Genomic DNA, 25,578 nt, shown 5'->3' with positions numbered 1-25,578 from the left:
GCCCGCTGCTTCTACTGCCAATGCCGTCAAATAACGGGCGCATGCTTCCTGCCTGATTTATAAATTAAGCATAAGGGATAGCTAACGATAAGAAAAATAAATTGTTATGATTATAATCATAACTAAATACTTATGATAATCTCATGAATAGACAGCAAATGAAGAGAGAGAGAGGAGCATGTTTGAATGATGGATCAATCCCTGCTCGTTTTTATAGCTGTTGCCGAGGAGCGAAGCTTCACTCGCGCAGCGGAAGCGCTGCATATGACGCAGCCGGCGGTCAGTCAGCATATTCAATCACTGGAGGCGGCTTTGGGCTCCAAGCTATTGGATCGCAGCAACAAGTACGTCCGGTTGAATAAAGCGGGGGACATTGTGTATCGCCATGCGAAGGAAATCAGCGGATTGCATGCGAAAATGCAGAGCCTGCTGGATGACCTGCTTCACACGGCAAGCGGCGCGCTGTCGATTGGTGCAAGCTTCACTTTTGGGGAGTATGTGCTGCCGCATATGATTGCGTGTCTAAGGGCGCGGTACCCGCTTATTACACCAACGATTACTATAGGCAATACGAAGGACATCGCAGCGCTCGTTGCAGCCCGCCAGCTGGATATTGGAATTGTAGAGGGAGCGCTGCCGGAGCAGGACAAGCTGCAATGCGAGCCTTTTGCCCAAGATGCTATGTATGTCGTGGTTGGCGCTGGGCATCGTTATGCGGAGCGGCAGGATATAGAGGCTGAGGCGCTGCGAGGCGAGCACTGGATTGTGCGAGAGGAAGGCTCGGGAACGCGGACGGCAATGGAAAAAATGTTCGAGCAATACGATATTAGGCCGATGAACCCTATGGCGTTTGGCAGCACGCAAATTATTAAAGAGTCCGTTGAAGCGGGGCTCGGTATTTCGCTGCTATCGGAGTGGGCTGTACGCAAAGAAATTACGCTAGGGACGCTGAACAGGCTGACCATCGATGGCCAGCCTGTTCAGCGTGATTTTTCGATTATTACGCAGCGCGATGCTTTTCATACGAAAGCAGCGGAGCTGTTCATTGAAATGGTGCGCACCCGTGAAGGCATGCCGCAGCAGCCGATTTAAGGTTTTTCCGATATAGCAGCGATAGAGCTGCATACAGAGCAACAGCTTCTTATGAAAAATAGCCCCTGTCTCCCGGCTCATAACCAGCTGTGCTGCCTCAAGGGCATGCTATGGCGTTTTCCGTTCCTCCTAGCTCGCAGGCTAGCTCAGCCTGTAAAGCGCGAATGGCTCTCCATATTTAAAGCGCAGGCTGATTTCATCCAGCTGCTCCAGAATGGCCGGTTCCGGCTGCAGGCTGGCTGAAGCCAGATTGGCCTCCAGCTGCGCTGCGCTCGTCGCGCCGACGATAACGCTTGCCACGGCTGGCTGCTGCATCAGCCAGTGCAGGGCAAGCACAGCCGGCGTGCAGCCCGCCTCAGCCGCAAGCTCGCCGACCTTGCGGCTGAGCGTGAAGCCTTCGCCCGTGAAGAAGCGGGCGAAGTCCGGGTTTTTGTCCAGCCGCGACCCTTGCGGTGCGCTCTGCTGCTCGCTGTATTTTCCGGTCAGCAGGCCGCCGGCTAGCGGAAAATAAGGGATAATGCCGACGCCCTGGTCGAGGCATAGCGGCGTAATGTCGCGCTCCGGCGTCCGGTCGGCGAGCGAATAGCTGGTCTGAATCGACACATAGCGATTCAGGCCCAGGCGGTCGCTGATGCCGAGCGCCTTCATCAGCTCCCAGGCCGCGTAGTTCGATGCGCCGATGTAGCGGACTTTGCCGGCGCGCACCATATCATCGAGCGCCCGCAGCGTTTCTTCCAGCGGCGTCTCCGGATCAAAGGTGTGGATTTGGTATAAATCCACATAATCCGTCTGCAGCCGCCGCAAGCTCTGCTCCAGCTCAAGGCTCAAATGATAGCGGGACGAGCCGCGTTCATTCGCGCCTTGGCCGCTAGGCAGACCGGCCTTAGTGGCGATTACGGCCTCATGCCTTCGTCCTTTAAGCGCCTCGCCGATAATGGTTTCGGATGCGGTGCCCGAGTAAATATTGGCAGTATCCAGAAAGTTTATCCCGCTGCCAAGCGCAGCATGTATAATAGAGATAGAGCTTTGCTTATCCGCCCGCGAGCCGAAGGAATTGGTACCGAGGCCGAGAGAGGATACTTTTAGTCCACTATTGCCGAGACGTTTATATTTCATAAGCTAAAGTCACTCCGTTCAACGTTTAATTAGTGCAATTAGGCATAAGCATGCTTGGCATTTAATATAGCATAAGATAGCGAGGGACGACGATGGAAAGAGTGATAGCGCGGGCGCAGCTGCTTGCAGATGAAGAAATGAAAGCGTTTGCTTCTGTGGAGCGCTTGAGAGAGCAACTGCTTCCTTGGATTGAGGAAGGAAAATTCATGACAGCGGCCTTGTTTAAATGGGAGCGGAATCTTTTTTTATACGTAGAAAGCCTAATGGATGAACCGCCAGCGCCCGAGGAGCTCATGCGTGAGCTCGGCAGTTACTTGGAGCCATGGCCCGGACAGGCCGAGAAGCGCTTATGGATTCCGATGATTGATGTTTTTCATTTCAATGCGCCAGCAAGCCCAGAGCATTGGCGGCGCAAGGCAGCGGTGGAGCGGCGCGTCGGGCGCGTGGCGCATTTGAAGCCGGAGATGGTGGCGAGCTACATTTATTTCCACTACCAGCTGCAGGAGGAGCACGCGTTTCATGGTCCCAAATATGAAATCATCGCGCTGCACGAAAATTTGCTGTTCGGCTATCAGGAATTTCCGGCTGTCGTGGAGGAGCCAGTGCTGCCGCGCAAGCTAAAGACAAGTGGAACGCCTGCGGACTGGAACGAATCGCGAATGGATTTGCATTTTCAGCCATGGCCCGATGGTCATCTATATTTCAAGCCGGTGGAAACTTGGTTTGCTTTGTTTGGGTGAATAAGGAACAATCTGACAAAATTCATCATAAATTTATGAAAAATGATCAGTTAGAATTAAGGGAATCTTAAGAAAAATCATGTATAGTAGAAGGATAAGCTGTTAAAACAGCATTCGAAGCCGGAAGGGGACCTTGTTATGCGTGAGCCAGTCACTTATTCCGTAGTCATTCCTGTGTATAATGATGAGCAAATGCTTTACGACACCTACAAGCGGCTAAAACGAATTATTCCGCCCATTGGCGAGAATTACGAACTGATTTTTGTAAATGACAACAGCACGGATCGCTCAGCAGATATGCTTCGAGTTTTTTGCGCAGCAGATATTCGGGTACGTGCGATCCATTTCGCCAGCAGCTTTGGTTATGATGCGGCAGTTGCCGCAGGAGCAGATCATGCTTCGGGCGAGCAGAAGATCGTCATGGAGGTATCTGACCGCTTCCGCAGTGTCAGTGCGGGATTGCAGGGTGCTTCTCCGTTTTATGTTGTATGGGCTAAGGAAGGCTTTACCCATTCCCCGCTATGGGATTTTGCTTCGGAGAGTGCCGCATGCTAATAAATAGCACAACTGAATGGTTCTTCATTCGCATCAAATAACCCCCGCCTTATTAGGCGAGGGTTATTTTTAACTGGAGCGATGTCATTTATGCATAGCACAGGTTTGTCCCGATGTGCCTCGTAGAAGGAAGCCGTTTGCTGCTCTGTTATTGTTCAATGTAAAAACCGAATGAGTGCAGGTTGTCGGCGCTGTTGGTCATGGTGAGCGCTTCCGGTAAATCGATTTTGTCAAAAGCATTGTAATAAGGAGTTCCTGCAAGCAGCACAATAGCAATGGCTACAGCCAGCCTGCGTACCATGCGCTCGCTTGGACGGCGCTGGAGCTTCGCTTTCGGCAAGGTCACCCTGCTGCTGCGCTCGCCGTGAATCATCCAGAGAACGGCAGCAGCGAAGCCGAGCATCGAAAGCGGGAGAGCAAGTGGCATCGAATGCAGCGATACAGCGACGCATAAGGTCAGGTAAAAGATCGTTAGCGTACAGAGCGACAGCAGCTGGTAAGGCAAGATGAACGCGGGCTCTGAAGCGCGATATAGCATGCGTACAGGCAATGGATCGCTGGACTTCCGCCCTGTATTTTTGCGCATTCTGAGCAGCTTGGGAATGCTTCTAGCCCACAGCAGCGCAAGCGACAGTGTCAGGATCGGTACACAGATGAGCATGCCCAAATCGTAATCCGGTGGGAGCTTGACGGCCATGGTGACGACTCCGCCCAATGCCGCTGCTGCTGGGATGGACAGTAGAATTGTCCAAATGATCAAGTCTTTGGCACGCTGGTGCAGCTGCTGCTCGGATTTGCTGTAGAGCAGGGAGGAGGCCTTATTACCGGCAATCCAAGACAACAGCAGCGCTAGGAATAAACAACCAAGCGTAAGATGAACCAAGGTGATATACAAAATAGCTTACCTCCCAGTATAATAATGACTAGATCTATTTTATCGCCTGCGAGCTCCTCGCTATAACAGTCTCTGGTGCAGGTAGTACCTAGACTTTAGACGAGGGAATGTCAGGAATGGTTGCTTTATACTACAAGAGTAACCGATTTGAGTCTGGAGGTGAAGAAGCTGCTCGAGCTGCATGATATTATACCGTATTTTTTCTCTGTAAGCATTATCTGCACGTTCGCTTATGCAGCGTATTTCACTTTTCATGCTGCAAGCGAGCCGTCCCGCTGGTCGCAAGGCAAGGTTCATACGCCAGCACCTGCACGTATTTTGCCAACGGTTCAGCGGGCTCATACCGTTGCCCTCTGGCTTGTACGAAAAGTAAAAAGAAAAGAAGCGCCTGATGGTGATCCCACAGATTGCAGCTCCTCGTTTGTGAAGCAACATCCAAACAAACGAGGAGGATATATATGTTATCTAAATATACAATGGAATTGCTTAAAAAATACCGCTTTATCCTTATTATCGGGCTGCTGCTCATCATTAGCGGCTGTGGTGCGGCGAATGGAACGATTGACTCAGCGACACCAGGATTTTTCAACCATTACGTCGTATTCCCCATCTCTTATTTAATTCAACACATTGCGCAGTTTTTTAACGACAGTTTTGGCATGGCGATTATTGCGATTACCTTGCTCATTCGTCTGGCCCTGCTTCCGCTTATGCTTCGCCAATCCAAGAGCCAGCAGGTAATGAAGCAGAAGATGAGCGTCATGCAGCCGCAGCTTAATCAAATCAAAGAAAAATACAAAAACGACAAATCGCCTGAAGCGCAGGCGAATATGCAAAAGGAAACGATGGCGCTGTACGGCGAGCACAAGTTTAATCCGCTTGCCATTGGCTGCCTTCCGATGCTCATCCAACTGCCGATTTTGTCAGGACTGTATTATGCAATCAAAATGACGCCGGAGCTGGCGGAGCATTCCTTTCTCTGGTTCCAGCTCGGTGCGCCGGATCACATCCTGCCGTTTCTCGCTGCTGCTATCTATTATGTGCAGTTCCGCGTATCTCAAATCGGCATGGACGCTGCCCAGCAAAAACAGATGGCGCTGTTCGGTTACCTTTCACCGATCATGATGGGTATTTTCTCATTTACCGCACCTGCTGCTGTACCGCTTTATTGGGTCGTTGGCGGAGTGTTCATGATTTTACAAACCATGCTTTCGAAGCGGCTGTACCCGATGCCTATAACGCCAGTTATGCCAGTAGTAGAGGCTGTAGCGCCAACGCAGAAGAAAGCAAAAGGTAAAAAGCTGCCTGCAAAAACTTAAGCTCCATATACAATAGACGTTCCGGAGGCCTCACAACCCTCGGGGCGTTTTTTTTTATTTTCAGAGCAAAGGACAACGCTGTAGAGAATTTTAGAATTCGATCCGGTTGAAGCCTCCAAGCGGAATGAAAAGCCGCGTACAGAGAAGTTGAGGAGCTGCATGGGACAGTTTTGAACGAAGTATGATACAATAAGTGTAAGGTATGGTTTGACATGCGGACAGTTAAGTGTAAAAAGGAGGCCTTGCACGATGATTAAGCGTTATCCTGCGAACGAGCGGAACTTTTTTGATATTGGATGGTTGAGGGGCTCACGCAGCTTCTCATTCGGTGATTATTATGATCCGGATAACGCTCAGTTCGGCGTCATGCGTGTATGCAACGAAGATGAGATTGCGCCGGGCCGTGGCTTCGGAGCGCATCCTCATAGCGACATGGAGATTGTGACCATTGTGTTGAAAGGCCGCCTTAAGCATGAGGATAATTTGGGCAATATGGAGGTTACCTCTGCTGGGGAGATCCAGAGGATGACAGCGGGCTCCGGCATTGTCCATGCAGAATACAATGATTCAGAAACCGAAGAGGGACATTTTCTGCAGCTATGGTTTATGCCTCGCGAGCGCGGGCTGACGCCTTCCTATGAGGTGCATCGGTACGATCAGGAGAAGCTGGTCAATGCTTTTCTGCCTATTGTCACACCGGAAGGGACGAACGGCACAGCGATGATTCATCAGGACATGTCGATTCATTTGGGCCGTGTTGAGGCAGGAAAACGTCTTTATTACAGTCAAAAGGCAGGCCGACGTGTGTTTTTGATGCTGATCGAGGGCGCTGCCGACGTCAACAACATTCATATGATGGCGAAGGACAGCCTTCGTGCGGAGTTTGAACCGGAAATTCTGATCAAGGCGAAGGAAGATACATTCGTCATGCTCATTGATATGCCTTAAGGACGGAATTTTCTGCGCGAGGGGGAGAAAGCGATGAAGGAAACGTTACTAATCAAGCATGCGGTTGGAGGAAGAACCTTTGTAGATTCCAGCAAGTATGACGTTCATTATCACATTGAGCAGGCTGCTGATTTATGGGCGTTCACGGTCACGACGCCGCCGGAGCTTGATTTGGGCAACCTGCTTGCGTGGAAGGAAGAGCTGAACGTCTTTCTTTTCCAAGAGCATGAGGATAAGCCAACGGTCAAAATTTGGTTCTACGTACAGGAACAATCCGTCAGCTTTCAAGCTGTAGAACGCAAGCTTGCGTTCAAGGCGAAAGCGATGATTGAATATATTCCACATAACTACGGCTACAAGCTGTAAAGCGGGGCCAAGCAAAAACGACTTCGTCGTCCTTCTGGAACGAGCGAAGAGCTTTGTCGGAGAATTCTAAGTGGATAAGGATAAAACTTATAAATGCTTAGAATTCAAGGTGAAACGGCTGTCGCCGTCCTCTGGCGGTAATGTTAACGTTTCGCGGTGAAATATAAGCTAAGTATAAAGAGAAAACTTATACTTTCTTATATTTTAATAAAATCGCCCGCTGCTGCATATACATCCTTTATGCGAATGAAGGACAGGGTGCCTTGGTTTTATCTTATTCAGGCGTACCGATCAGATGTACAACGATTCAATGCTTGGGCTCGAGGCGGCTGGTAATCATTTGCGTTCAATTCCTATGTATGGAATTTCGTAATTTATCAAACGCTAGAAGCAGGAACAGGTTTATCATGGCAATAGCATGTCCAATTAAAGGAGGCGTTGACGATCTATAGTCGGAAAAAGTTTCAAGAGGAAGTCCCTGAGGTCAGCACGAAAATATGGGCTTGCACGAGTGATGTTTGCAATGGCTGGATGCGTGCAAACTTTTCGTTCGAGCAGTCGCCCACTTGCCTGCAATGCAATTCTCCTATGGAAGAATCGGAGAAGATGCTGCCACAACTCGTCAACTCCAATGATATAAATCGGGCGAAAAACAGCATTCCAGTAGCGGAATAAACCAAATAATCGAATTAGCCGAATATATGGCGGATTCAAGCAAAGGGCGTCCAATTGGGCGCCCTTTCTTTGAGCAAATCGGCCAGGCAAAGTCCACTGATTCCCACTAATGCTCTACTAATACCCTAATGCCCAAGCATTGACACCTAGCGCATGTTGTAATTATAATTGTTACAGAGTATAAGCACGTAAATGGAAGATAGAAATGGAGAGACAATTTGATGAAACAACAGGTGTTGATTTCGAAGCAGCAGCCGACTTCCTCTGCACGCATAAGGATGGCGCTGCTGCTTGGCGCTTTAGCTGCCTTCGCTCCATTGTCCATTGATATGTATTTGCCGGCATTGCCGGAGCTGGCGAATTATTTTGGTGCTAGCGCCTCTATGGCGCAGCTGAGTCTGACAGCCTGCTTGCTTGGTATTGCAGTGGGTCAACTCATCATTGGACCTTTAAGCGATATTTATGGCAGAAAAAAACCGCTTATGATTGGACTCATCGTATACGTTATAGCCTCGGTGCTATGTATCGTCGCGCCTTCGATTGAGACGTTCGTACTGCTGCGGCTCGTGCAAGGCTTGGGCGGGGCAGCCGGCATTGTGCTGTCCAGAGCGATTGTCCGGGATATGTATGACGGGCCCGAAATGACGAAGTTTTTCGCCTTGCTTATGCTGGTGAACGGGGTAGCGCCAATTGCAGCACCGATTGCGGGCGGACAAGTGCTGCAATGGACATCATGGCGCGGCGTTTTCCTTGTGCTTGGCGCCATTGGGGTTGTAATGCTGTTTGCGTCGTGGCTCGGGCTTAGGGAGACGCTGCAGGAGCAAAATCGATTAAAGGGTGGACTGCAAAGCACGCTGCGCACCTTCGGTACACTAATCCGGGACCGCGTATTTATGGGCTATGCGCTTTCCCAAGGCTTTGTAACCGCGGCGATGTTTGCTTACATATCGGGCTCTCCGTTTGTACTGCAGGAGATTTTTGGCGTCTCGCCGCAGATGTTCAGTGTATGCTTTGCTATTAATGGTGTTGGCATCATTATTGCCAGCCAAACGGCTGGCAGGCTCGCTGGCAAGGTGAGCGAGACGAAGCTGCTCATCGTTGGGCTCAGCATGGCATCCATTGGCGGTGTCGCGCTGCTGCTTGTCATATTAGCTGATCTTGGGCTGATTGCCGTTCTTATTCCGCTATTCTTCGTCGTATCCAGCGTCGGCGTCATCCAGACGGCGAGCTTTACGCTGGCGATGCAAAGTCAAGGTAAAGCAGCCGGAAGCGCCTCGGCGCTGATCGGCTTGCTATCCTTCGTCATTGGCGCCATTGCTGCGCCGATGGTAGGTCTGGGCGGCAGCCACACGGCGCTGCCGATGGGCATCGTTATTGCAGCATCAAGCATCATTGCTGTGCTGTTCTATGTGTTTATGGCGCGTAGAGGGAGCGTACATTAGACGTCGGTCGGCACAAGAACGACTATCCGAGCAGGTTATCGGATAGTCGTTTTATTTTTGCCGCTATTTTTCGAATCGTAGAGGGCTTGATCGGCTTCCTGGAAGCTCGCCTCTTTGGATTCGCCAGGGAGATGCTCGTGCAGGCCAATGCTGACAGTGACGGATTGATTGTCCATTTCGGCGATTTTGGTCTGGGAGATGGACACGCGAATTTCCTCAACGAGCGCAAGCGCCTTCTCCAGGCTTTCTTCATGGAGAATGAGTATAAATTCTTCCCCGCCATAACGGGCGGCAAAATCATCGGTTTTCAAGTGCTTCAGCAGCGTCGCGGCCATCTGTCTAAGCGTAATATCGCCAACCCAATGCCCATAAGTATCATTGACATGCTTGAAGTTGTCGATATCTATAATCGCGAGCTGGAAGTTGAACGGGTTAGCGTCTTGGTATTCAATGAGCTTTTCCACATATTCATGAAATGTTTTATGGTTATACAGATCGGTAAGAGGGTCGATTTTCGACATTCGATCCATCACGATATTTTTGATCAGCAGCTCTTGCTCGGATTTAAGCGTACGGTTGAGCGTGACAAGCAAGCCTCTCGTCCGTTGAATAATTGCGAATCCTACTAGTGCTGTGGCAATTAGAATACCCGCGAAGAAGAAGGCGTCGAGATCAGTAAATCCTTCATCATAATAATAAGAAAAATAAAGATAAAACAGGTAAATCATCGAGACGAGCAAAGAAACAAATAAATAATAAGGCCGCAAAAATAACACCGTTATCAGCATCGGAAGCAACAGCAGGGCGGGTGCTGTTAAAAGCTGGGCGTTTAAAAAAAATAAGAAGCTCATCGTAATGAGATGAGCGCCGATAATGAGTGCTTTCTCAATAAAGCGGCTTGCATAGCGGATAATGACTTCAAGGGACACCATAACGACCAGCAAAAGGATGTTTTGTACCAGGATGTCATATGAAAATAGTCGGTTTGAGAAAAGGGTTTCATCCGGTGAAGTATTTTGGAGAGCAAATATCGTGTATTCACAGGTAAGTGCTAGTATACATAATACCCAATACACATTGAGCATAATGCGATACCAGCTTGATGAATCATGGCGGGGTAATGAAGATAGACTGAACATATCTGCCTCTTTTCCAAAATGGTGCCTTTCGTTAGATGGCTAGCTGAATAGCTTCGACAGACCATTCCTGCTATCCTGCAAATTCGACACTTATTCATGTGAAACTTAGAGGATTGCTGTAGAAAAATGCTTATTAAGGTAAAAGGAACCTTGTCAACCTGTAAAATGGGCACAACTGTTTTCGAAATAAGGTATTGACAGTATTTACATGCGGTGTTAAAGTGGCAGAAGATTAAACAACTTGAAAGGAGGATTATGTCTCATGCGTAAATTTACTGCACATCTCACAACAGAATTTGATTTTGTAAATAACAATTTAATGAGCGTAATCCATCCGTGCGTTAATTCTCTTTGATGAATAAGGGAGCTTTCCCATAAATCAAAGGCGTATGGTTGCGTTCGATGCAGCCGTGCGCCTTTTTCAATGCCTTCGACCCGCTATAGGTCGATGATGCATGTGAAGGAAGCGTATCGTGTAACCGATGCGTTTCCTTTTTTTGTGGGAAAAATAAACGTTTGGATGGATATGGGGAGGTATCAAAGCAGCGCTATGTTTATCGTACTTAAGAAGCTTGGATGGTTTTTCAAAATGGATTGGAAGCGCTACGCGATAGCGGGCGTGCTGCTCATTTTGGTTGGCGTATTGGATATTATTCCGCCTTGGATGACGGGCTATGCCATTGATGGCATTTCGCAGGGATCACTTGCTGACAAAGAGTTTTATTTCATCATTGGCGGCTGGATTGCCATTACAATTGTAGGTTATATCATGTCCTATATTTGGTTTTATCAATTATTCGGCGGGTCCTTCCTTTTGGAGCGCATAATGCGTTCCCAACTGATGAAGCATTTTATGAAAATGTCGCCGACCTTTTTTGAGCGCAATCGTACTGGCGATTTGATGGCTCGGGCAACGAATGACTTGAAGGCTGTCTCTAACACAGCAGGCTTCGGCATATTGACGCTCATTGACTCGACCTTCTTTATGTTCACCATTCTCGCGGTGATGATTGCGACAATCAGCTTCAAGCTGACGCTTGCTGCACTGCTGCCACTGCCGCTTATGGCGCTGGCGATGAGCTATTTTGGCGGCAAAATTCACAGCCGCTTCATGGAGGCGCAGGATTCCTTCGGCGAGCTGAATGACCAGGTGCTGGAGGCGGTGTCTGGCGTGCGCGTTATTCGTGCCTTCGTGCAGGAGGAAGCGAGCCAGCAGCAGTTCAGCCGCAAGACGGACGAAGTTTATGAGAAAAATATTGCGGTTGCCCGCATCGATGCGCTGTTCGAGCCGACGATGAAAATTCTTATCGGCCTCAGCTATTTGATCGGCTTATGTTATGGCGGCTACATGGTGTTCAAAAGTGAAATTACACTGGGCGAGCTGGTTTCGTTCAATATTTACTTGGGGATGCTGATCTGGCCGATGCTGGCGATCGGAGAATTGATTAACGTTATGCAGCGGGGCAATGCTTCGCTTGATCGGGTTAACGAATCACTAAACTACAAGCCAGATGTAAAGGATGCTTCAGAAGTAGTTGCAGTGGAAGAGCCAGAGACGATTTCATTCCGTAAGGTGACCTTCCGTTATCCTTCGTCGAAGGTCGATAATTTGGTTAATGTCTCCTTTTCGATTCGCAAAGGCCAGACGTTAGGTATTGTTGGCCGCACAGGAAGCGGCAAAACGACATTGCTCAAGCAGCTGCTCCGCGAATATCCAATTGGACACGGAAATATTTCCGTCTCGGATGTGCCCATTGAGAAGCTCGAAATTCAGCGCTTGCTCGGCTGGATCGGCTATGTACCGCAGCAGCCCGTGCTGTTCTCCCGTTCAATTCGCCACAATATATGGTTTGGGAAGAAGGGCGAGGCGAGCGAAGCGGATTTGCAGCGTGCGCTTGAACGGGCTTCCTTTGCCAAGGATATTCAGTTTTTGCCTGAAGGCTTGGAAACGATGGTCGGTGAGAAGGGGGTTGCCCTTTCAGGTGGGCAGAAGCAGCGTGTGAGTATTGCGCGTGCGCTCATCGCCGATCCGGAAATCTTAATGCTGGATGATGCGCTGTCTGCCGTAGACGGCAAGACGGAGGCGGAAATTATCGAGGGTATCCGCACAGAGCGTGCCGGCAAAACGACGCTTATTACGACGCACCGCCTGTCCGCGATTCAGCATGCGAATTGGATTATTGTGCTCGATGAGGGCCGCATTGTGCAGGAAGGCACTCATGAGGAGCTGCTGCAAGCGGGCGGCTGGTACAAGGAGCAATATGATCGCCAGCAGCTGGAGTCGATTGTTGAGTCCTAATATACAACGTAAGAAAAGCAAAGGAAATGGGGGGCGCTAGGGACAATGGGCTTAACAGGTAAACGATTGTTTCAATACGCCATGCTATATAAGAAGCCGATTATTGGAGCTCTTGTGCTGCTGCTGTTAGCGGTAACCGCAGAGCTCGCGGGACCGTTCATTGCCAAGCGCATGATCGACCAAAACATACTTGGCATTGAGAAGACATGGTATGAGACGGCGAAGCAAGACAGCTTCGCGGTTGAGCATAATGGAAAATGGTACAAACGCGTGGATCACCTGTCGGCTGGAGAGCCGCAGGGTGAGAGTGTGCGGATATTGCAGTCGGGAAGAACGTTTTATTGGCTTGAAGGGAAGCTGCCCTTCGAGGATGGAAAACGCAAGGTAGAGGGGCAGCAGATGACCCTTACGAGCAAAGCGACAGGAGAGATGGTTACTTTCCCTGTAACCGCCTTGTCCGCAAAAGAGCTGTTCGCCTTCTACAAGCCGGAAACACCTGGCATTATTAAGCTTGCGGCGCTTTATTGCGTGCTGCTGCTCATAGGCGGATTTTTGACATATGGCCAAAGGCTGCTGCTGCAGACGTCAGCGAACAGCATCGTCCGCCGCATGCGTAATGATGTATTCGAGCATACGCAGCGGCTGCCCGTCAATTATTACGATACACTGGCCGCAGGCCAAGTCGTATCACGCATTACGAATGACACCGAGGCGGTGCGGGAGCTGTATGTTTCGGTATTGGCGAACTTTTTCTCAGCCATCATTTATATGTCGGCGATCTATGTAGCATTGTTCTTTCTTGACTGGCGTCTGGCGTTGTTCGCACTGCCGCTGGTGCCGCTGCTGCTCGTATGGATCAAGGTATATCGCCGCTTTGCGGCGCACTACAATAAGGTTATTCGAGCTAAGCTCAGCGAAATTAACGGCATGATCAATGAGGCTATTCAAGGGATGCCGATTATTCAGGCTTTCCGCCGCCAGAAAGAGACGATGGAGGAATTTGATGAGCTGAATAATCATTATTTTAAATATCAAAACAAGCTGCTTCATTTAAATTCCATCACCTCGCATAATATGGTTCAGGTCATCCGCAACATTATGTTTTTGGTTGTCATTTGGATGTTCTGGGGCAATTGGTTCGGTACGATTCTGCTCGTCGGTACGCTGTATGCTTTTATTGATCTCATGAACCGGATGTTCCAGCCGATTGTCGGCGTGGTGAACCAGCTCTCCAATCTGGAGACGGCACGCGTTTCAGCGGAACGTGTATTCAAGCTGATGGATGAAGAAGGCATTGACGTTGAAAGCGGTAAAATCGAGCGTTACAAGGGCGAAGTGCAGTTCAAGGACGTCACCTTCGCTTATAAAAAAGAAGATTATGTACTCAAGAACATTTCCTTCGTCGCTCGCCAGGGCGAGACGGTAGCGCTTGTAGGACACACCGGCTCCGGCAAAAGCTCCATTCTCAACCTGCTGTTCCGGTTCTATGACTTAAAGCAAGGCAGCATCCTGATTGATGGGCGCGATGTGCTGGATATTCCGAAGCAGCAGCTGCGCCAGCATATGGGCATCGTGCTGCAGGACCCGTTCCTATTCACGGGAACGATCGCGTCGAACGTCAGTCTAGGCAACCCGGAAATTAGCCGGGAGCGGGTAGAGCAGGCGCTGCGCGATGTTGGGGCGTACGAGATGTTTATGCAGTTTCCCGGCGGCATCGATGCGCCGGTTATCGAGAAGGGCAGCACGCTGTCCGCGGGCCAGCGCCAGCTGATTTCTTTTGCCCGGGCGCTCGCGTATGACCCGGCGATTCTGATTTTGGATGAAGCGACTGCGAGCATCGATACCGAGACAGAGGCGATTATTCAGGAGGCGCTTGATGTGCTCAAAAAAGGGCGCACGACGTTTGTTATTGCCCATCGCCTGTCGACGATTCGCCAGGCCGATCAAATTTTGGTGCTGGATCATGGCGAGATCGTTGAGCGGGGCAGCCATGATCAGCTGATGGAGCATAGCGGAAAATACTTCGCGATGTATCAATTGCAGCTGGGAGCGCCTGTAACGGCTTAGGGCTGAAAGCTTTATTTTCGAAAACGAGCATGATCGTATAGGATACAGGGCGGAGCTGATGAGGCTCCGTCTTTTTATTGTTTTTTTCTGAATAAATCCTCACGATTTTCAGGTAATATTCAGCTGGGTTTATAACTGAGCTAAGAATGGATGCCTATGATAGGAAATGTAAGGCAAATTCAACTGAAAGGTGGAATACAGTCATGAAGGGTACGAAAACGATCGTTGCAAGCGCCATTGCATTATCGCTGGTACTAGGAGGAGGTGCGCTGGCCATACCGGCTATCTATGCAGCTTCGACGGATACAAGCACGCAAAGCAGTGCGGATGGAAGCGGAAAAATGCGTGAAGCAGGCAAGCACAAGGGCGGATTTTTCGGTTTTGGACAGTGGAAAACGCAGCTTGCTGAATATTTGAAGCTTGATGAAGCGACGCTGGGTACGCAGCTCCAAACGCAAACGCTTGCCGAGGTCGCTTCCGCTCAGGGCGTAGACCGCGAGACGCTGAAGGCCAAGCTGGTGGAATGGATTGATGCAACTGCTGCTGCTCGCCAAGAGAAGCTTCAAAGTGAAAATTCAGACAAGACGCTGGGTGCGACAAAAGCAGACAAGCAATGGGATAGCTCGGCAATAGCTGATAAAATATTGGATTCTAATGGCCCAGCTGGCCTTGGCGGTGAAGGCGGCCAACGTGGCCAACATGGCGGCGGCAAAGGCGGATTCGGTAAGGGTGGCTTCGCCAGCGAGGAAACAGCGGTCGTTCTTAGTATGACAGTCGATGAGCTAAAAGCAGAGCTGAAGGCTGGCAAAACGCTGGCGACTATCGCGACTGAAAAAGGCGTAGACGTGCAGAAGGTGATTGACCAAAAAGTAGCGGAGGAAAAGACGCGTCTCGATCAAGCACTCGCGGATGGCAAGCTGACACAGGAGCAATATGATGCGAAACTCGCTGCCCTCACGGAGCGTGTTACCCAGTTCGTTAATGGCGAGCTCAAGAAGCCGGAAGGCGATGGAAAGGGACGCCAAGGCAAGCACGGGAAGCATAATGCGGCAGCCGAATCTACGGATACAGCCGCAGCTGCTGATCAAACGGCTTAAGCTGACGGCTTAATGAGACATACAGTGTAGGGCAAAACTTGAGAGTTGAATACTAGGCTGCGTGAAGGTTCATAACAGGACCTTTACGCAGCCTATTTGTAATGAGGGATGGAAATTTTTTGAGTAAGTATTCTGGGACGTGTATGCAAACGTAAGTAAATCAGATCATGATAGATGCCAGCGACAAACGTGTCGCTTCTCCTACTGGGAATGTCACACCTTCTGAATGTAATCCTACGCACCGAAAAGCTACTTCATGCTCTTTGTTTCAAGGATCTACTCCCAGCACAAAGATAGACTTGGTGGACACAGCAGCCGCTATTTCAACCGGATCACGGGTTAAGGCACAGGCTGCGGACTCAGTGTTCTTCTGTCAATAGAGTGGACACGCCTATTATGCTATTTTTTCGTAATAAAGCTGCTCGAAACGTAAGGGTGACATATAGCCAAGCGTGCTGTTTGAACGTTTTCGGTTATAAAAGAATTCCAAATACCGATACAACTGCTCATAGGCTTCTTGCTTGGTTTTAAATTTGGGATTACAGTAAATTAATTCACGTTTTAAAATACTGTGAAAGGCTTCAATACAAGCGTTATCGTAGCAGTTTCCTCGCCGGCTCATACTGGCCTTCATCTGGTAGGTGCTGAGTTGCTCACGGTAGGCTTTTGACGCATACTGCGATCCACGATCGGAGTGGTGGATGAGTCCTTTTTCTGGCTTTTTCGCTGTGTAAGCTTGCCTCAGGGCATCTAGTACCAGATCCGTTGTCATGTGGTCACTTAATTGCCAGCCTACGATTTGCTTCGTGTAGAGATCCAAGATGCTCGCCAAATAGAGCTTCCCTTGGCGACAGGGAATGTAGGTGATGTCCGCCACCCACTTCTCGTTGGGCCTAGTTGCCGAAAAGTCTTGCTGCAGCTCGTTTGGTGCGATCGGCCACTCGTGATTCGAATCGGTTGTCGTGACGCGGAACTTGCGTGACATGCAGGAACGCAGCCCCTTTTCGCGCATAATGAAGCTGACCGTACGCTCCGATACGACCCAGCCTTCTTTTAGAAGCTCGTTGTAGATACGGGGGCTTCCATAACGGAATAGCGAGTCATCGTAGTGCCACGTGATTCGCTGGGTGAGCTTTTCTTTTCGCTGTTGCCTTCCGGACGGCGCTGCGGTGCGCCATTTATAATAGCCGCTCCTGGATACGTGAAGCACCTGGCACATCTTCTCCACTCGAAATTCGGAGCGATGATCTTCGATGAAGGAGAACCTTAGTTCTTTTCTTTGCTGAAGATGTGCAGCGCCTTTTTTAGAATCGCCATTTCTTCTTTCAGATCCGCCATTTCCCGCTCTTTACGACGGGTTTCCGCTTCCCTTTCTTTGAGGGTTTGTTCGAGCTTACGGATTTTTTCTGGATAGTTGACTTCCTCCTGATCGAACGCTCGAAATTGACCGATCCATTGATGCAGGGTGCTTTTGGGAATATTAAGCTCCTCACAAATGTCGGATATGGTCTTGGTCTTTTCTTGTACGTACTTAACCGTCTGTCTTTTGAATTCTTCGTTGTATCGTTGCCGTTGTTCTCCCATTCGCGGACACCTCTTCTTTTTCGTTACGTCTATTATTAGGCGTTCCTTAATGCTGTGTCCACTTTTTATTCTAGCTACACTGGAGCCGCTATCGCGCTGCAAATGACCATTTTGCTGGGATGATAAGGGCAATAACGAATCTCCTGTCCGCTTACAGCTTGAAATCGGATCAAAAAACAAAATAGCGGAAGCTCAGTCCTCCAAGAAAGGAATGAGCGTCCCAGGCTGCGGGGGTCAGCAACAATCACATGTTGCGGCTCCCCAGCCTTGATTCGTCAAAGGATGAAATTTGTCTTTATTTGACGAAAAGTCAGGATATAATTGGAATATGATGTAATAATTGAAAGGGTGTATTTGTTCTTCGCTCATTGCCAATTGAGTTTTGTCTCCGAAAAAGAAGGAGTCTGCGTTTTTGTGGCCTACTTTAGCATCCGGATCGGTAAAGGTTTGTACTTGCTCCACACCGTCCGTCCTGTTCAAGCACCGCAACTAATTGCTGAAGTATGTAAAAGCAAGCCAAGAGCTAAATGGATGAAATGGATTGGTTAAAAATACTCTTAGAATCATTCTTTTTCGAAGAAAATATGACATTTGTTGTAATAATGAACAGTTATAACTAGACATTATTCTGTTTTTTTCGACAGTCATTTGCTAAAAATTTATATTGACTCAAACATAGTAATATATAATATGGGTAATAGGATTTAGACATTAAAAATAGTGAATTAAAATTGGAAAAATGGTTGACAGTTCCTTAAATTTGTAATAATCTTATTTATGAAGTTAATGGAAAAAAACTAAAAAATATATGGAGATGGCTGCTATTTCATTGTTGGTATGGCTCAAGTGGAGGCTGAAAATTCGTTGGAGAAACGAATGGAGTAAAATAACAATTAAATTTGTACTCATTCTATTTTTAGAATTATTCAAAATTTGTTTTAATCTTACTATTTACCTTGCTGTAATATTTATTTTTATTCTTCATAGCGACAATTTAAAAGAAGTAGTTACTTTTTTAAACAATGAAGAAATTGAAAATCTCATTAATGGAATTAGTGCATTAACTGTTCAAGAAAAAACGAACGTTGTTTGGACAATCTTTTTCGTTCAATTTTGTATTTTTTCGATTTTCTCAGGTATTCAGGCTTCGAAATGGGAACTCAATAACGGTGATGATTATCTTTTTCAGAATGTCTTCTGGAATAATCAAGATAAGAAATTCATTTTGTTTTATGAACAGATGGTTTGGAATATTAAACGCTTATTTACAAGCCTGATCCCATTTTTAATCGCAATAATCCTTGTGACAAGGCCTTTATTTTTACAAGGATTAGTTACATTTGTAATCATTATAGTTACATATATTGTCCAAACACAGCTAATAGCTATCATTCATAATTACTTAACTATCAGGAAAATTAGAAATGAAAGATACTTTAACTACCTAATCATACAATCATTAATATTAAAAATAGCCATTTTGACAATGGGTTATTTTTTTGGGAAGGTAGTATCACCTTGGATAAATACTTTTCCTATTTTAGGAAGAGTAATAAATCAAAAAGCATATGAGGAATGGCTATTCGAAGGGAGACGGATTTTACAACAAGGATTAAATTATATTTTCGACGTATTCCTTTGGAAATATTGGCCGCACAATTTCATGTCTCGATTAGCTGTTGCTAGCAGTGAATTAATCAGCTGGATATATTGGAGCGCATGGATTATAACGTCTATATTTGTTTTATTTCTATTAGCTAGAATGGCTGAAAGGCAAATTTCTACGAGAGTAATTGAAAAACCTACTTGGCTGGAAAAAATGTTTTTGGTTGTTGCAAAGGGACTAGTTCGGTTGAATAAACAAATCATCATTGCACGAGTTAAAGTTTTTTGTCGGGATTCCTATACGCTGCAGCGTGCTTCCGGTTTGTTTGGGGGAATGTTAATTTGGGGGTTAATTGGGGCATGTAGCTCCTTAGTCAGATACACGGAATCGGATAAAGTCTATTATTTAGTAACAACTATGGTGTCGTATATAATCATATTCCAACTATCTGCGCTATTGTTCGATTCGTTTTTGGGGCATTTTTCTTTGGACAGTGATGGAAAAAAACTTTCGTTATACTTATCATCAGGTCAAACGATATGGAACTTGTTTATACAGAAACTCCAATTATTTTTAATTATTTCTTTGCCACAATTTATTTTGTGCGAGATTGTGTTTATTATCCTTGGAGGTCATGTAGGATATTTAATGATGATTTTTGTTCATATCGTTAATTACTTATGTTTCGCGGTCGTCCATCAAATAGCTAGCTTTATCAGTCCGCATTACAATTTCATTAATAAAGAACAGCTAGATGAGTATACGGACAGGACAACAGTGAACACGATAGTTAGAATGTGCATGCTTAGTTTTGTTATTCCTTGCCTATTGCTGCCGTTGGCATTTTATATTGCAGATTATATGGATAAAACGTCTTTTCTCATTATCCAGTTTGTAATTTCTCCAATCACGATACTAGCAGTATTGATAGGAAGCTTGTTTTATGTCAAAAGAAAGCACAACCGTCGGCTTTATATTGATGATTTTAATTTATAAAAAAACAGGTGAGTATCATGAGCTTGCAATTGTCTAATGTTAATAAAGTAATGAATGAGAAGACGATCGTGTCTGATTTGTCTTTAACCGTTCCTAAAGGGAAAATAATCGGGTTTCTTGGGCCGAATGGTGCTGGGAAGACGACAACCTTGCATATGGCAGCGGGGCTAATGAAGCCAACGTCAGGAGAAATCTTAATTAATGGAATTTCTATACATGAAAATTGGAAAAAAGCAAAGAGTCAAGTATCAATAATTGCGGATTACCCGTTATTGTATGATGAATTGAGCGGGATGGAATATATTAAATTTTCAATGGAATTATTCGAGTTGAAAATGACAGATAGTCAGCTAGCAGCGGAAATTGAGAGATTTCGGTTTACCGCAGAAATTGCAAAGAGAATCAAACACTATTCGCTTGGCAATAGGAAGAAGCTAGCGTTACTTGTCGCATTATTGAAGCAACCTAAAATATTATTATTGGATGAGTACATATCGGGGTTAGATCCGCATAATTCAATATTGGCCCGTGAAATATTTATTGATTACGCTGCAAAAGGAGGAGCTGTTTTGCTATCAACGCATCAACTTGAGATTGCTGAGAAATTTTGTGACGAAGTAATCTTAATTAAAGAGGGGCGTTTATTAGATAAAAGCAGCTTATCCGAGGTGTTGGAACAAAGCGATTCTTTGGAACAATATTATGTGTCTCAAATCAAAACATAAAGGAGAACTCATATGAGTAAAGCTAAATCGAAAAATACAAAAATACTGATATATATCATGATCTTATTGTTGGGATTACCGCCTCTGGGGCTGCAAATTTATCAAGGCCATTGGTTATATGCATTATTTTTGATTGTTTGTATCGTAGTATTGATGGGTTTGTCCGGAAGGACATTTAAAGACAAATAAGGATCAGACAGCTAATGGCTATGAAGGGAGGTGAGAAATATGTTGGAATTATTGGTTGCTAACCTGGCTGCTTATGCAGGTATATCTACTGCATGGGCTACAGTTATCGTTACCGCGATAAATGCTGGAGCCACTGTTGTCGCACTAGTTTCGATTTTTGCTTCTGCTGGAATCAGCGCAGGCCTTATTGTTGCTATTAGAACAGCGACGTTGAAAATGACGACTAAAGCTGCAATTGCATGGTAATTAGGGTTACCATGCGTTGCTAACAATCTTTTTCGAGTTAGGGTAAGATAAATGATTTTTTAATTTATCTTACCCTATATTTTTTAGTATGTAAAGTATGGTGAAAAATCTTGAAAATAGAAAATTTGAAATTTCAATATTTTTTTTGGGGTGCTTTTTTCATTTTTATTACTGGAGTAGTCAGCGGGATCGTAGTTGTTTATTCTATGCATGATCAAGACTGGTTAGAATCATCTGAAATTTTAGTGAACAATAAAGTAGGATTTGAAGCTTCTCTTGGTATCTTTATGCGTAATATCGGTGTTGCTGTGATTTTGGCATCTGGTTTACTTTTATTTGGATTACCCACTCTAATTGTTTTATTCATAAATGGGCTATGGATAGGGACTGTTATTGCCAGCAGGCTAGCAGAGGGCGTCTCTTTAGCAACCCTTCTATTAAAGCTGCTGCCGCATGGTGTGTTTGAACTTCCGGCATTATTACTTGCGGGTGCTATTGGCTTAAAAGGATTTGTTTTTTATTACGAACCAAAGAAAGGTTGGCGTCTTTACTTTAGGTTGACGGGATGGATTATATTGATGCTATTAGTAGCTGCATTAATAGAGGGTTTTGTGACTTCAGTAGTGTGAAAAGAAAGCATGAATTAGGAGTGAGCATGGTGAGCGTTAATCAAGCTTCAATTACACCGGAAAAAGCAACAAAAAAACAAAGCTTATTTGATCTAATTAAAGTTATATATTCTCCTGCTGAAGTATTAGGTTCCATACTACCTACATACCGCATGAAAGGTATTATATTTGTTTTTTTTATTTTGTATTATGCCTTCAATTATTTTGTGTCCAATAAGCTCATAATGACGGATGAAGTACAGAAAATTCTTGGCGAAAGTGGCTTGGAAATGCCAGCCTCTGTTATGCAATTGCTGCAAATCATTACAACCTTTTTTTCGACCATTATTGCATTCGTGATTCTGTTGGTCACATTTGTTTTATTGCGTATTAGTACGAAACTATTTAAATTATCATTTAGTAAGAAGCAGCTTTTTTTGGTTTTATTATATGCGCAAGTACCTATTTTAATTGGCAAGGGATTGAAATTGGCATTTATGAATTGGGGAGATTTAAGTCTGGCTAGTCCTGTTTCTACGGGGACGATTACCAATTTGGGATTGCTTGCGAGTCAGATCACCACCAATGAATTTCTAATCAATTTGTTATCAAGCATAGATTTGTTAGAGGTGTGGAGCTATTTTCTAATTGGATTAGGAATTTCACTTATTGGTCATACGACGATGAAAAAAGGTGTGTTATCATCCTTTGCAATATGGGGATTTTTATTCGTTATTAATGTCGTTGTTGCACTGATTTAGAGGAGGGGATTCGCTAGGGCATCATGAAACAAAACAGGATTCTTATAGTCGTAAGCCTTATTATAGCGGGGATTATCGCAGGGAATATCTTTTTACTTAATAGAACCGGAACTTCCCGTTCTGAAGTGATCAATGTTGATACTGCAAAGGCAGTAACACAACCCATATCAGAGACATTAATTGCTTCTGGTATTGTTATCGCTAATGAGAAAGCTGAAATTTACAAGGATACGACAATGGGAGAAATTAAAAAATGGCATGTTGATGAAGGTACCCAGGTTGAGAAAGGGGATCTTTTATTTGAATATGCGAATGATGAATGGCTCCTAAGCATTGAGCAGCTTGAGAATCTCCAAAGCAGTCTGCGGCTCACTCTGCAAGAGAAGCAAGAAAGTTTTGATGAAATAGAAAACGAATTTAGGCAGGATTTAGAAGAAGGAATTGATGTGGAAATAGCTAAAAAAAATACTAAAAAAAAGATCTCTGCACGAAAGCGTGAAATCCAATTTACAGAGCTGGAAATAGAGAGTAACACAATGAAAATGAAGGCTTTGAAAAAAAGGGAAGCTGTTTTTAAAGTTATAAGCCCTGTGGCAGGAATGGTTAAAATAAATAATCCAAACAATATTCTTGAATATCATTCTGAGGGCCCGCTTTTGCGAATTCTAACTTCTCAATCGCCGATCATAAAAGGGACATTAACTGAGTTTGATGCAACTAGCGTTAAAGTGGGCCAATTGGTTAAAATTCATGCTAAAGCAATGCCTGAAGAAGAATGGATAGGGGTTGTGGAAGCCCTCAGTTTTACTCCGATTCAATCTATTAATGGTCAAGCAAGTGCGGTAACATCTTATCCTTTTCTAGTCTCAATAAAAGAAAATGACAAGAGTTTGCCAGAGGGTTTTCATGTATCTTTAGAAATTGAGTTAAATTCGAAACAAAATGTTGTTGTTGTACCTTTTGATGCAGTTCTTATTGAGAATGATAAGGAATACGTGTATGTTGTCGAACAGGGTAGAATTCGTAAACGGGAAGTTAAGATTGGCCTAATAGATGATAACTGGGAAGAAGTTGTATCTGGAATTCGAGCAGGGGAAGTAATTGTCAGGAACCCTCAGGCGGATTGGATTGAAGGAATGGAAGTGAAGTTGAATGTTATCCCTTAACAATGTCCATAAATCATATTTGTTAAGTTCAAACGAAGTTCCTGTGCTAAGGGATATTAATCTTTCCATTGAGTCAGGTGAATTTGTAGCAATCATGGGAGCCTCAGGGTCTGGAAAATCAACATTAATGCACTTATGTGGGCTTTTGGATTTGAAATTAATGTCAGGGGACTATCATTTCTTTGGCTATAATGTATTTTCTCTTAGTGGAAATGAATTAGCGCGGTTGCGCAATCAGTACATTGGTTTTGTGTTTCAACAATTCCATCTGCTTTCTAAACTAAGTGCGATTCTTAACGCTGAGCTGCCATTGGTATATTCAGGAGTGAGCAAACGTGTGCGGAAAGAAAAAGCACGGGCAGCTCTACATAAAGTGGGTCTAGGAAATCGGGAGGATTACTATCCTAATCAGTTATCAGGTGGACAGAAACAAAGAGTAGCAATCGCAAGGGCGATTATCAATGACCCAAAGATTATTTTTGCCGATGAGCCGACAGGAGCATTGGATTCTAAAACGAGTGAGCAAATTATGGAGCTGTTTGCGATGTTAAATAAAGAGGGAAGAACGATAGTGATGGTGACCCACGATAATCATGTAGCAGCATATGCTAGTAGAAAGATTGTATTAAGGGACGGAGTAATTATTGATGATAGAAGAGTAAAATCATGTTAATAAGGGAAAGTATACTTATGGCTTTCTCTGCCTTATATGCACACAAGTCGAGATCTATTCTGACAATGCTTGGAATCATTATAGGTGTAGCTTCCGTTATCGCTATTGTTGCCATTGGTGAGGGAGGAAGTGCATCCCTTAAAACTTTTTTTGTAGGAAGCGGAAATAATACATTTGAAGTAGTATATCAAAGTGTAGATGAGGAAGGGAATGTTCTCTCTGATGAACCGAGTGAACCGGCTTTTGAAGAAAATGCCTTGCTAGCTTTGGAGAAAATACCCGAAATAGAGAAGGTTATCGCTAATAATAGGACTACTTCTACTTTGAATTACCTGGATAAGACATTAATGGTTCAGCTAAATGGTACATCTGAATCTTATTTTAGTTTAAATAATGCAGAGTTATTGTCAGGTCGGAATATTGCAGCCAGAGAGTTTGAAAAGGCCCGCAAGGTAGCGCTTATTAGTGAGGATACGCTGAAACGCTTAGATCCGAATGATTCTATGATTGGGAAAATTATTGAACTGGAAGGCACGGCGTTTAAAGTTATTGGCACGTTTAAGGAACAAAAAAGTATTTTTAATGTTGGAGCGTATCAGATCCTGATTCCTAATGCCGTTTGGCCATCTTTATTTGGTGAAAGCAAAATAGATTCACTAACCATTCAGGTTCAAAGCGCAGAGGTTCTGCAATTAGCAGGAGAAGCCTCAATAGAAGTGCTGAACTCTCTAAATCAGGAAAAGCATGGTCAAGGGGAATATATTGTTTTAGATATGCAGCAAATTCAAGATTCAGTTGCATCCATTACGAGAATTATGACAGCGATTATAGGTTCAGTAGCTAGTATTTCCTTGTTTGTCGGAGGCGTTGGAGTCATGAATATTATGCTCGTTTCTGTGACAGAACGCACACGGGAAATTGGAATACGTAAAGCGCTGGGAGCTACCAGAGGTAACATTCTGACGCAGTTCTTAATTGAATCGGTGGTATTGACTACCTTTGGTGGGATTGTAGGGATAGGATTGGGAGTTGGCGGAGCGAAGTTAATCTCGCTAGTTACGCAATTACCATTATTAGTCCCGATGTATGTTATTGTGGGCGGTGTTCTATTCTCAATGTTGATTGGAATCGTTTTTGGAATGCTTCCAGCTAATAAGGCATCAAAATGGGAGCCTATGGACTCTTTATTGTTTGAATCCTGAAGTAATATTTTTAATCTCTAAACGAAGATCGTACGTTTAAATGATTCGTGAAGCCCATGCGATTGCGCACGG

General features: G+C 45.3%; 25 protein-coding genes. 20 read left to right on the top strand and 5 right to left on the bottom strand.

Going from position 1 to position 25,578, the window contains the following annotated elements; translation table 11 throughout:
* Positions 1 to 189 precede the first annotated feature (189 nt).
* A complete protein-coding gene (locus tag MHB80_RS28325; protein WP_341283103.1) occupies positions 190 to 1,092 on the top strand; it encodes a LysR family transcriptional regulator in 903 nt (300 codons plus the stop codon).
* A gap of 141 nt (positions 1,093 to 1,233) precedes the next feature.
* Here MHB80_RS28325 and MHB80_RS28320 read toward each other — a convergent pair whose 3' ends face one another.
* Complete coding sequence (locus tag MHB80_RS28320; protein WP_341280047.1) at positions 1,234 to 2,208, bottom strand: aldo/keto reductase; 975 nt, start codon at positions 2,206 to 2,208, stop codon at positions 1,234 to 1,236.
* Positions 2,209 to 2,300: 92 nt separating this feature from the next.
* Here MHB80_RS28320 and MHB80_RS28315 point away from each other — a divergent pair, with 92 nt between their 5' ends.
* Positions 2,301 to 2,948, top strand: coding sequence for a hypothetical protein (locus MHB80_RS28315; RefSeq protein WP_341280046.1), 648 nt, complete (start codon positions 2,301 to 2,303; stop codon positions 2,946 to 2,948).
* Positions 2,949 to 3,086: 138 nt separating this feature from the next.
* Positions 3,087 to 3,503, top strand: coding sequence for a glycosyltransferase (locus MHB80_RS28310; protein ID WP_341280045.1), 417 nt, complete (start codon positions 3,087 to 3,089; stop codon positions 3,501 to 3,503).
* 148 nt (positions 3,504 to 3,651) lie between these two features.
* Here MHB80_RS28310 and MHB80_RS28305 read toward each other — a convergent pair whose 3' ends face one another.
* The gene (locus tag MHB80_RS28305) at positions 3,652 to 4,398 is read right to left on the bottom strand and encodes a hypothetical protein (RefSeq protein ID WP_341280044.1); all 747 of its coding nucleotides are present in this window, start codon (positions 4,396 to 4,398) and stop codon (positions 3,652 to 3,654) included.
* Between the two features lie 458 nt (positions 4,399 to 4,856).
* Between MHB80_RS28305 and yidC the strand changes: the two genes are divergently transcribed.
* The 5 genes from yidC to MHB80_RS28280 all read left to right on the top strand — a co-directional run bounded on the left by yidC (position 4,857) and on the right by MHB80_RS28280 (position 9,148).
* Positions 4,857 to 5,717: a membrane protein insertase YidC gene (gene yidC, locus MHB80_RS28300; protein ID WP_341280043.1), complete on the top strand. Its 861-nt coding sequence runs from the start codon at positions 4,857 to 4,859 to the stop codon at positions 5,715 to 5,717.
* A 249-nt stretch (positions 5,718 to 5,966) separates the two neighbouring features.
* A complete protein-coding gene (locus tag MHB80_RS28295) occupies positions 5,967 to 6,665 on the top strand; it encodes a pirin family protein (RefSeq protein ID WP_341280042.1) in 699 nt (232 codons plus the stop codon).
* A 33-nt stretch (positions 6,666 to 6,698) separates the two neighbouring features.
* A complete protein-coding gene (locus tag MHB80_RS28290; RefSeq protein ID WP_341280041.1) occupies positions 6,699 to 7,031 on the top strand; it encodes a hypothetical protein in 333 nt (110 codons plus the stop codon).
* 444 nt (positions 7,032 to 7,475) lie between these two features.
* Positions 7,476 to 7,706: a cold-shock protein gene (locus tag MHB80_RS28285; RefSeq protein ID WP_341283102.1), complete on the top strand. Its 231-nt coding sequence runs from the start codon at positions 7,476 to 7,478 to the stop codon at positions 7,704 to 7,706.
* Positions 7,707 to 7,927: 221 nt separating this feature from the next.
* A complete protein-coding gene (locus MHB80_RS28280) occupies positions 7,928 to 9,148 on the top strand; it encodes a Bcr/CflA family multidrug efflux MFS transporter (protein WP_341280040.1) in 1,221 nt (406 codons plus the stop codon).
* Between the two features lie 35 nt (positions 9,149 to 9,183).
* On the opposite strand, the gene MHB80_RS28275 is transcribed toward MHB80_RS28280, so the two are convergent.
* Positions 9,184 to 10,080, bottom strand: coding sequence for a GGDEF domain-containing protein (locus MHB80_RS28275; RefSeq protein WP_341280039.1), 897 nt, complete (start codon positions 10,078 to 10,080; stop codon positions 9,184 to 9,186).
* A 757-nt stretch (positions 10,081 to 10,837) separates the two neighbouring features.
* On the opposite strand from MHB80_RS28275, the gene MHB80_RS28270 reads away from it, so the two are divergent.
* The 3 genes from MHB80_RS28270 to MHB80_RS28260 all read left to right on the top strand — a co-directional run bounded on the left by MHB80_RS28270 (position 10,838) and on the right by MHB80_RS28260 (position 15,750).
* Positions 10,838 to 12,586, top strand: coding sequence for an ABC transporter transmembrane domain-containing protein (locus MHB80_RS28270; protein ID WP_341283101.1), 1,749 nt, complete (start codon positions 10,838 to 10,840; stop codon positions 12,584 to 12,586).
* 45 nt (positions 12,587 to 12,631) lie between these two features.
* Positions 12,632 to 14,653, top strand: coding sequence for an ABC transporter ATP-binding protein (locus MHB80_RS28265; RefSeq protein ID WP_341280038.1), 2,022 nt, complete (start codon positions 12,632 to 12,634; stop codon positions 14,651 to 14,653).
* A gap of 203 nt (positions 14,654 to 14,856) precedes the next feature.
* On the top strand, positions 14,857 to 15,750 hold the full coding sequence (locus MHB80_RS28260) for a hypothetical protein (RefSeq protein ID WP_341280037.1): 894 nt from the start codon (positions 14,857 to 14,859) through the stop codon (positions 15,748 to 15,750).
* Between the two features lie 394 nt (positions 15,751 to 16,144).
* Here the strand turns inward: MHB80_RS28260 and MHB80_RS28255 are convergent, their stop codons facing one another.
* Both MHB80_RS28255 and MHB80_RS28250 read right to left on the bottom strand, forming a co-directional pair.
* Positions 16,145 to 17,005 carry an IS3 family transposase gene (locus MHB80_RS28255; protein WP_341283100.1) on the bottom strand — a complete coding sequence of 287 codons (861 nt, stop codon included), beginning with the start codon at positions 17,003 to 17,005 and terminating at the stop codon, positions 16,145 to 16,147.
* Positions 17,006 to 17,016: 11 nt separating this feature from the next.
* Positions 17,017 to 17,334 (bottom strand): transposase, encoded by a 318-nt coding sequence (locus MHB80_RS28250; RefSeq protein ID WP_046234943.1) that lies wholly within the window; start codon positions 17,332 to 17,334, stop codon positions 17,017 to 17,019.
* 814 nt (positions 17,335 to 18,148) lie between these two features.
* Between MHB80_RS28250 and MHB80_RS28245 the strand changes: the two genes are divergently transcribed.
* From MHB80_RS28245 to MHB80_RS28205, 9 genes are all read left to right on the top strand, one after another.
* Positions 18,149 to 19,936 (top strand): hypothetical protein, encoded by a 1,788-nt coding sequence (locus MHB80_RS28245; protein WP_341280036.1) that lies wholly within the window; start codon positions 18,149 to 18,151, stop codon positions 19,934 to 19,936.
* Between the two features lie 17 nt (positions 19,937 to 19,953).
* Complete coding sequence (locus tag MHB80_RS28240; RefSeq protein WP_341280035.1) at positions 19,954 to 20,661, top strand: ABC transporter ATP-binding protein; 708 nt, start codon at positions 19,954 to 19,956, stop codon at positions 20,659 to 20,661.
* Between the two features lie 12 nt (positions 20,662 to 20,673).
* Entirely contained in the window at positions 20,674 to 20,850 is a 177-nt protein-coding gene (locus MHB80_RS28235; RefSeq protein WP_341280034.1) for a hypothetical protein, read from the top strand.
* A gap of 39 nt (positions 20,851 to 20,889) precedes the next feature.
* Positions 20,890 to 21,096, top strand: a complete 207-nt coding sequence (locus MHB80_RS28230; protein ID WP_341280033.1) for a hypothetical protein — start codon at positions 20,890 to 20,892, stop codon at positions 21,094 to 21,096.
* A 110-nt stretch (positions 21,097 to 21,206) separates the two neighbouring features.
* Positions 21,207 to 21,725, top strand: coding sequence for a stage II sporulation protein M (locus MHB80_RS28225; RefSeq protein ID WP_341280032.1), 519 nt, complete (start codon positions 21,207 to 21,209; stop codon positions 21,723 to 21,725).
* Positions 21,726 to 21,751: 26 nt separating this feature from the next.
* The gene (locus MHB80_RS28220; RefSeq protein WP_341280031.1) at positions 21,752 to 22,465 is read left to right on the top strand and encodes a hypothetical protein; all 714 of its coding nucleotides are present in this window, start codon (positions 21,752 to 21,754) and stop codon (positions 22,463 to 22,465) included.
* A gap of 23 nt (positions 22,466 to 22,488) precedes the next feature.
* Entirely contained in the window at positions 22,489 to 23,631 is a 1,143-nt protein-coding gene (locus tag MHB80_RS28215; protein ID WP_341280030.1) for an efflux RND transporter periplasmic adaptor subunit, read from the top strand.
* Positions 23,618 to 24,304, top strand: coding sequence for an ABC transporter ATP-binding protein (locus tag MHB80_RS28210; RefSeq protein ID WP_341280029.1), 687 nt, complete (start codon positions 23,618 to 23,620; stop codon positions 24,302 to 24,304). The genes MHB80_RS28215 and MHB80_RS28210 overlap by 14 nt, the downstream gene beginning before the upstream one ends.
* Positions 24,298 to 25,506, top strand: coding sequence for an ABC transporter permease (locus tag MHB80_RS28205; protein ID WP_341280028.1), 1,209 nt, complete (start codon positions 24,298 to 24,300; stop codon positions 25,504 to 25,506). Before MHB80_RS28210 ends, MHB80_RS28205 begins: the two co-directional genes overlap by 7 nt.
* Positions 25,507 to 25,578: the final 72 nt, after the last annotated feature.

It is taken from the genome of Paenibacillus sp. FSL H8-0537, from assembly GCF_038051995.1.
Classification (GTDB): domain Bacteria; phylum Bacillota; class Bacilli; order Paenibacillales; family Paenibacillaceae; genus Pristimantibacillus.
This window is presented reverse-complemented; position numbering and strand designations above follow the sequence as displayed.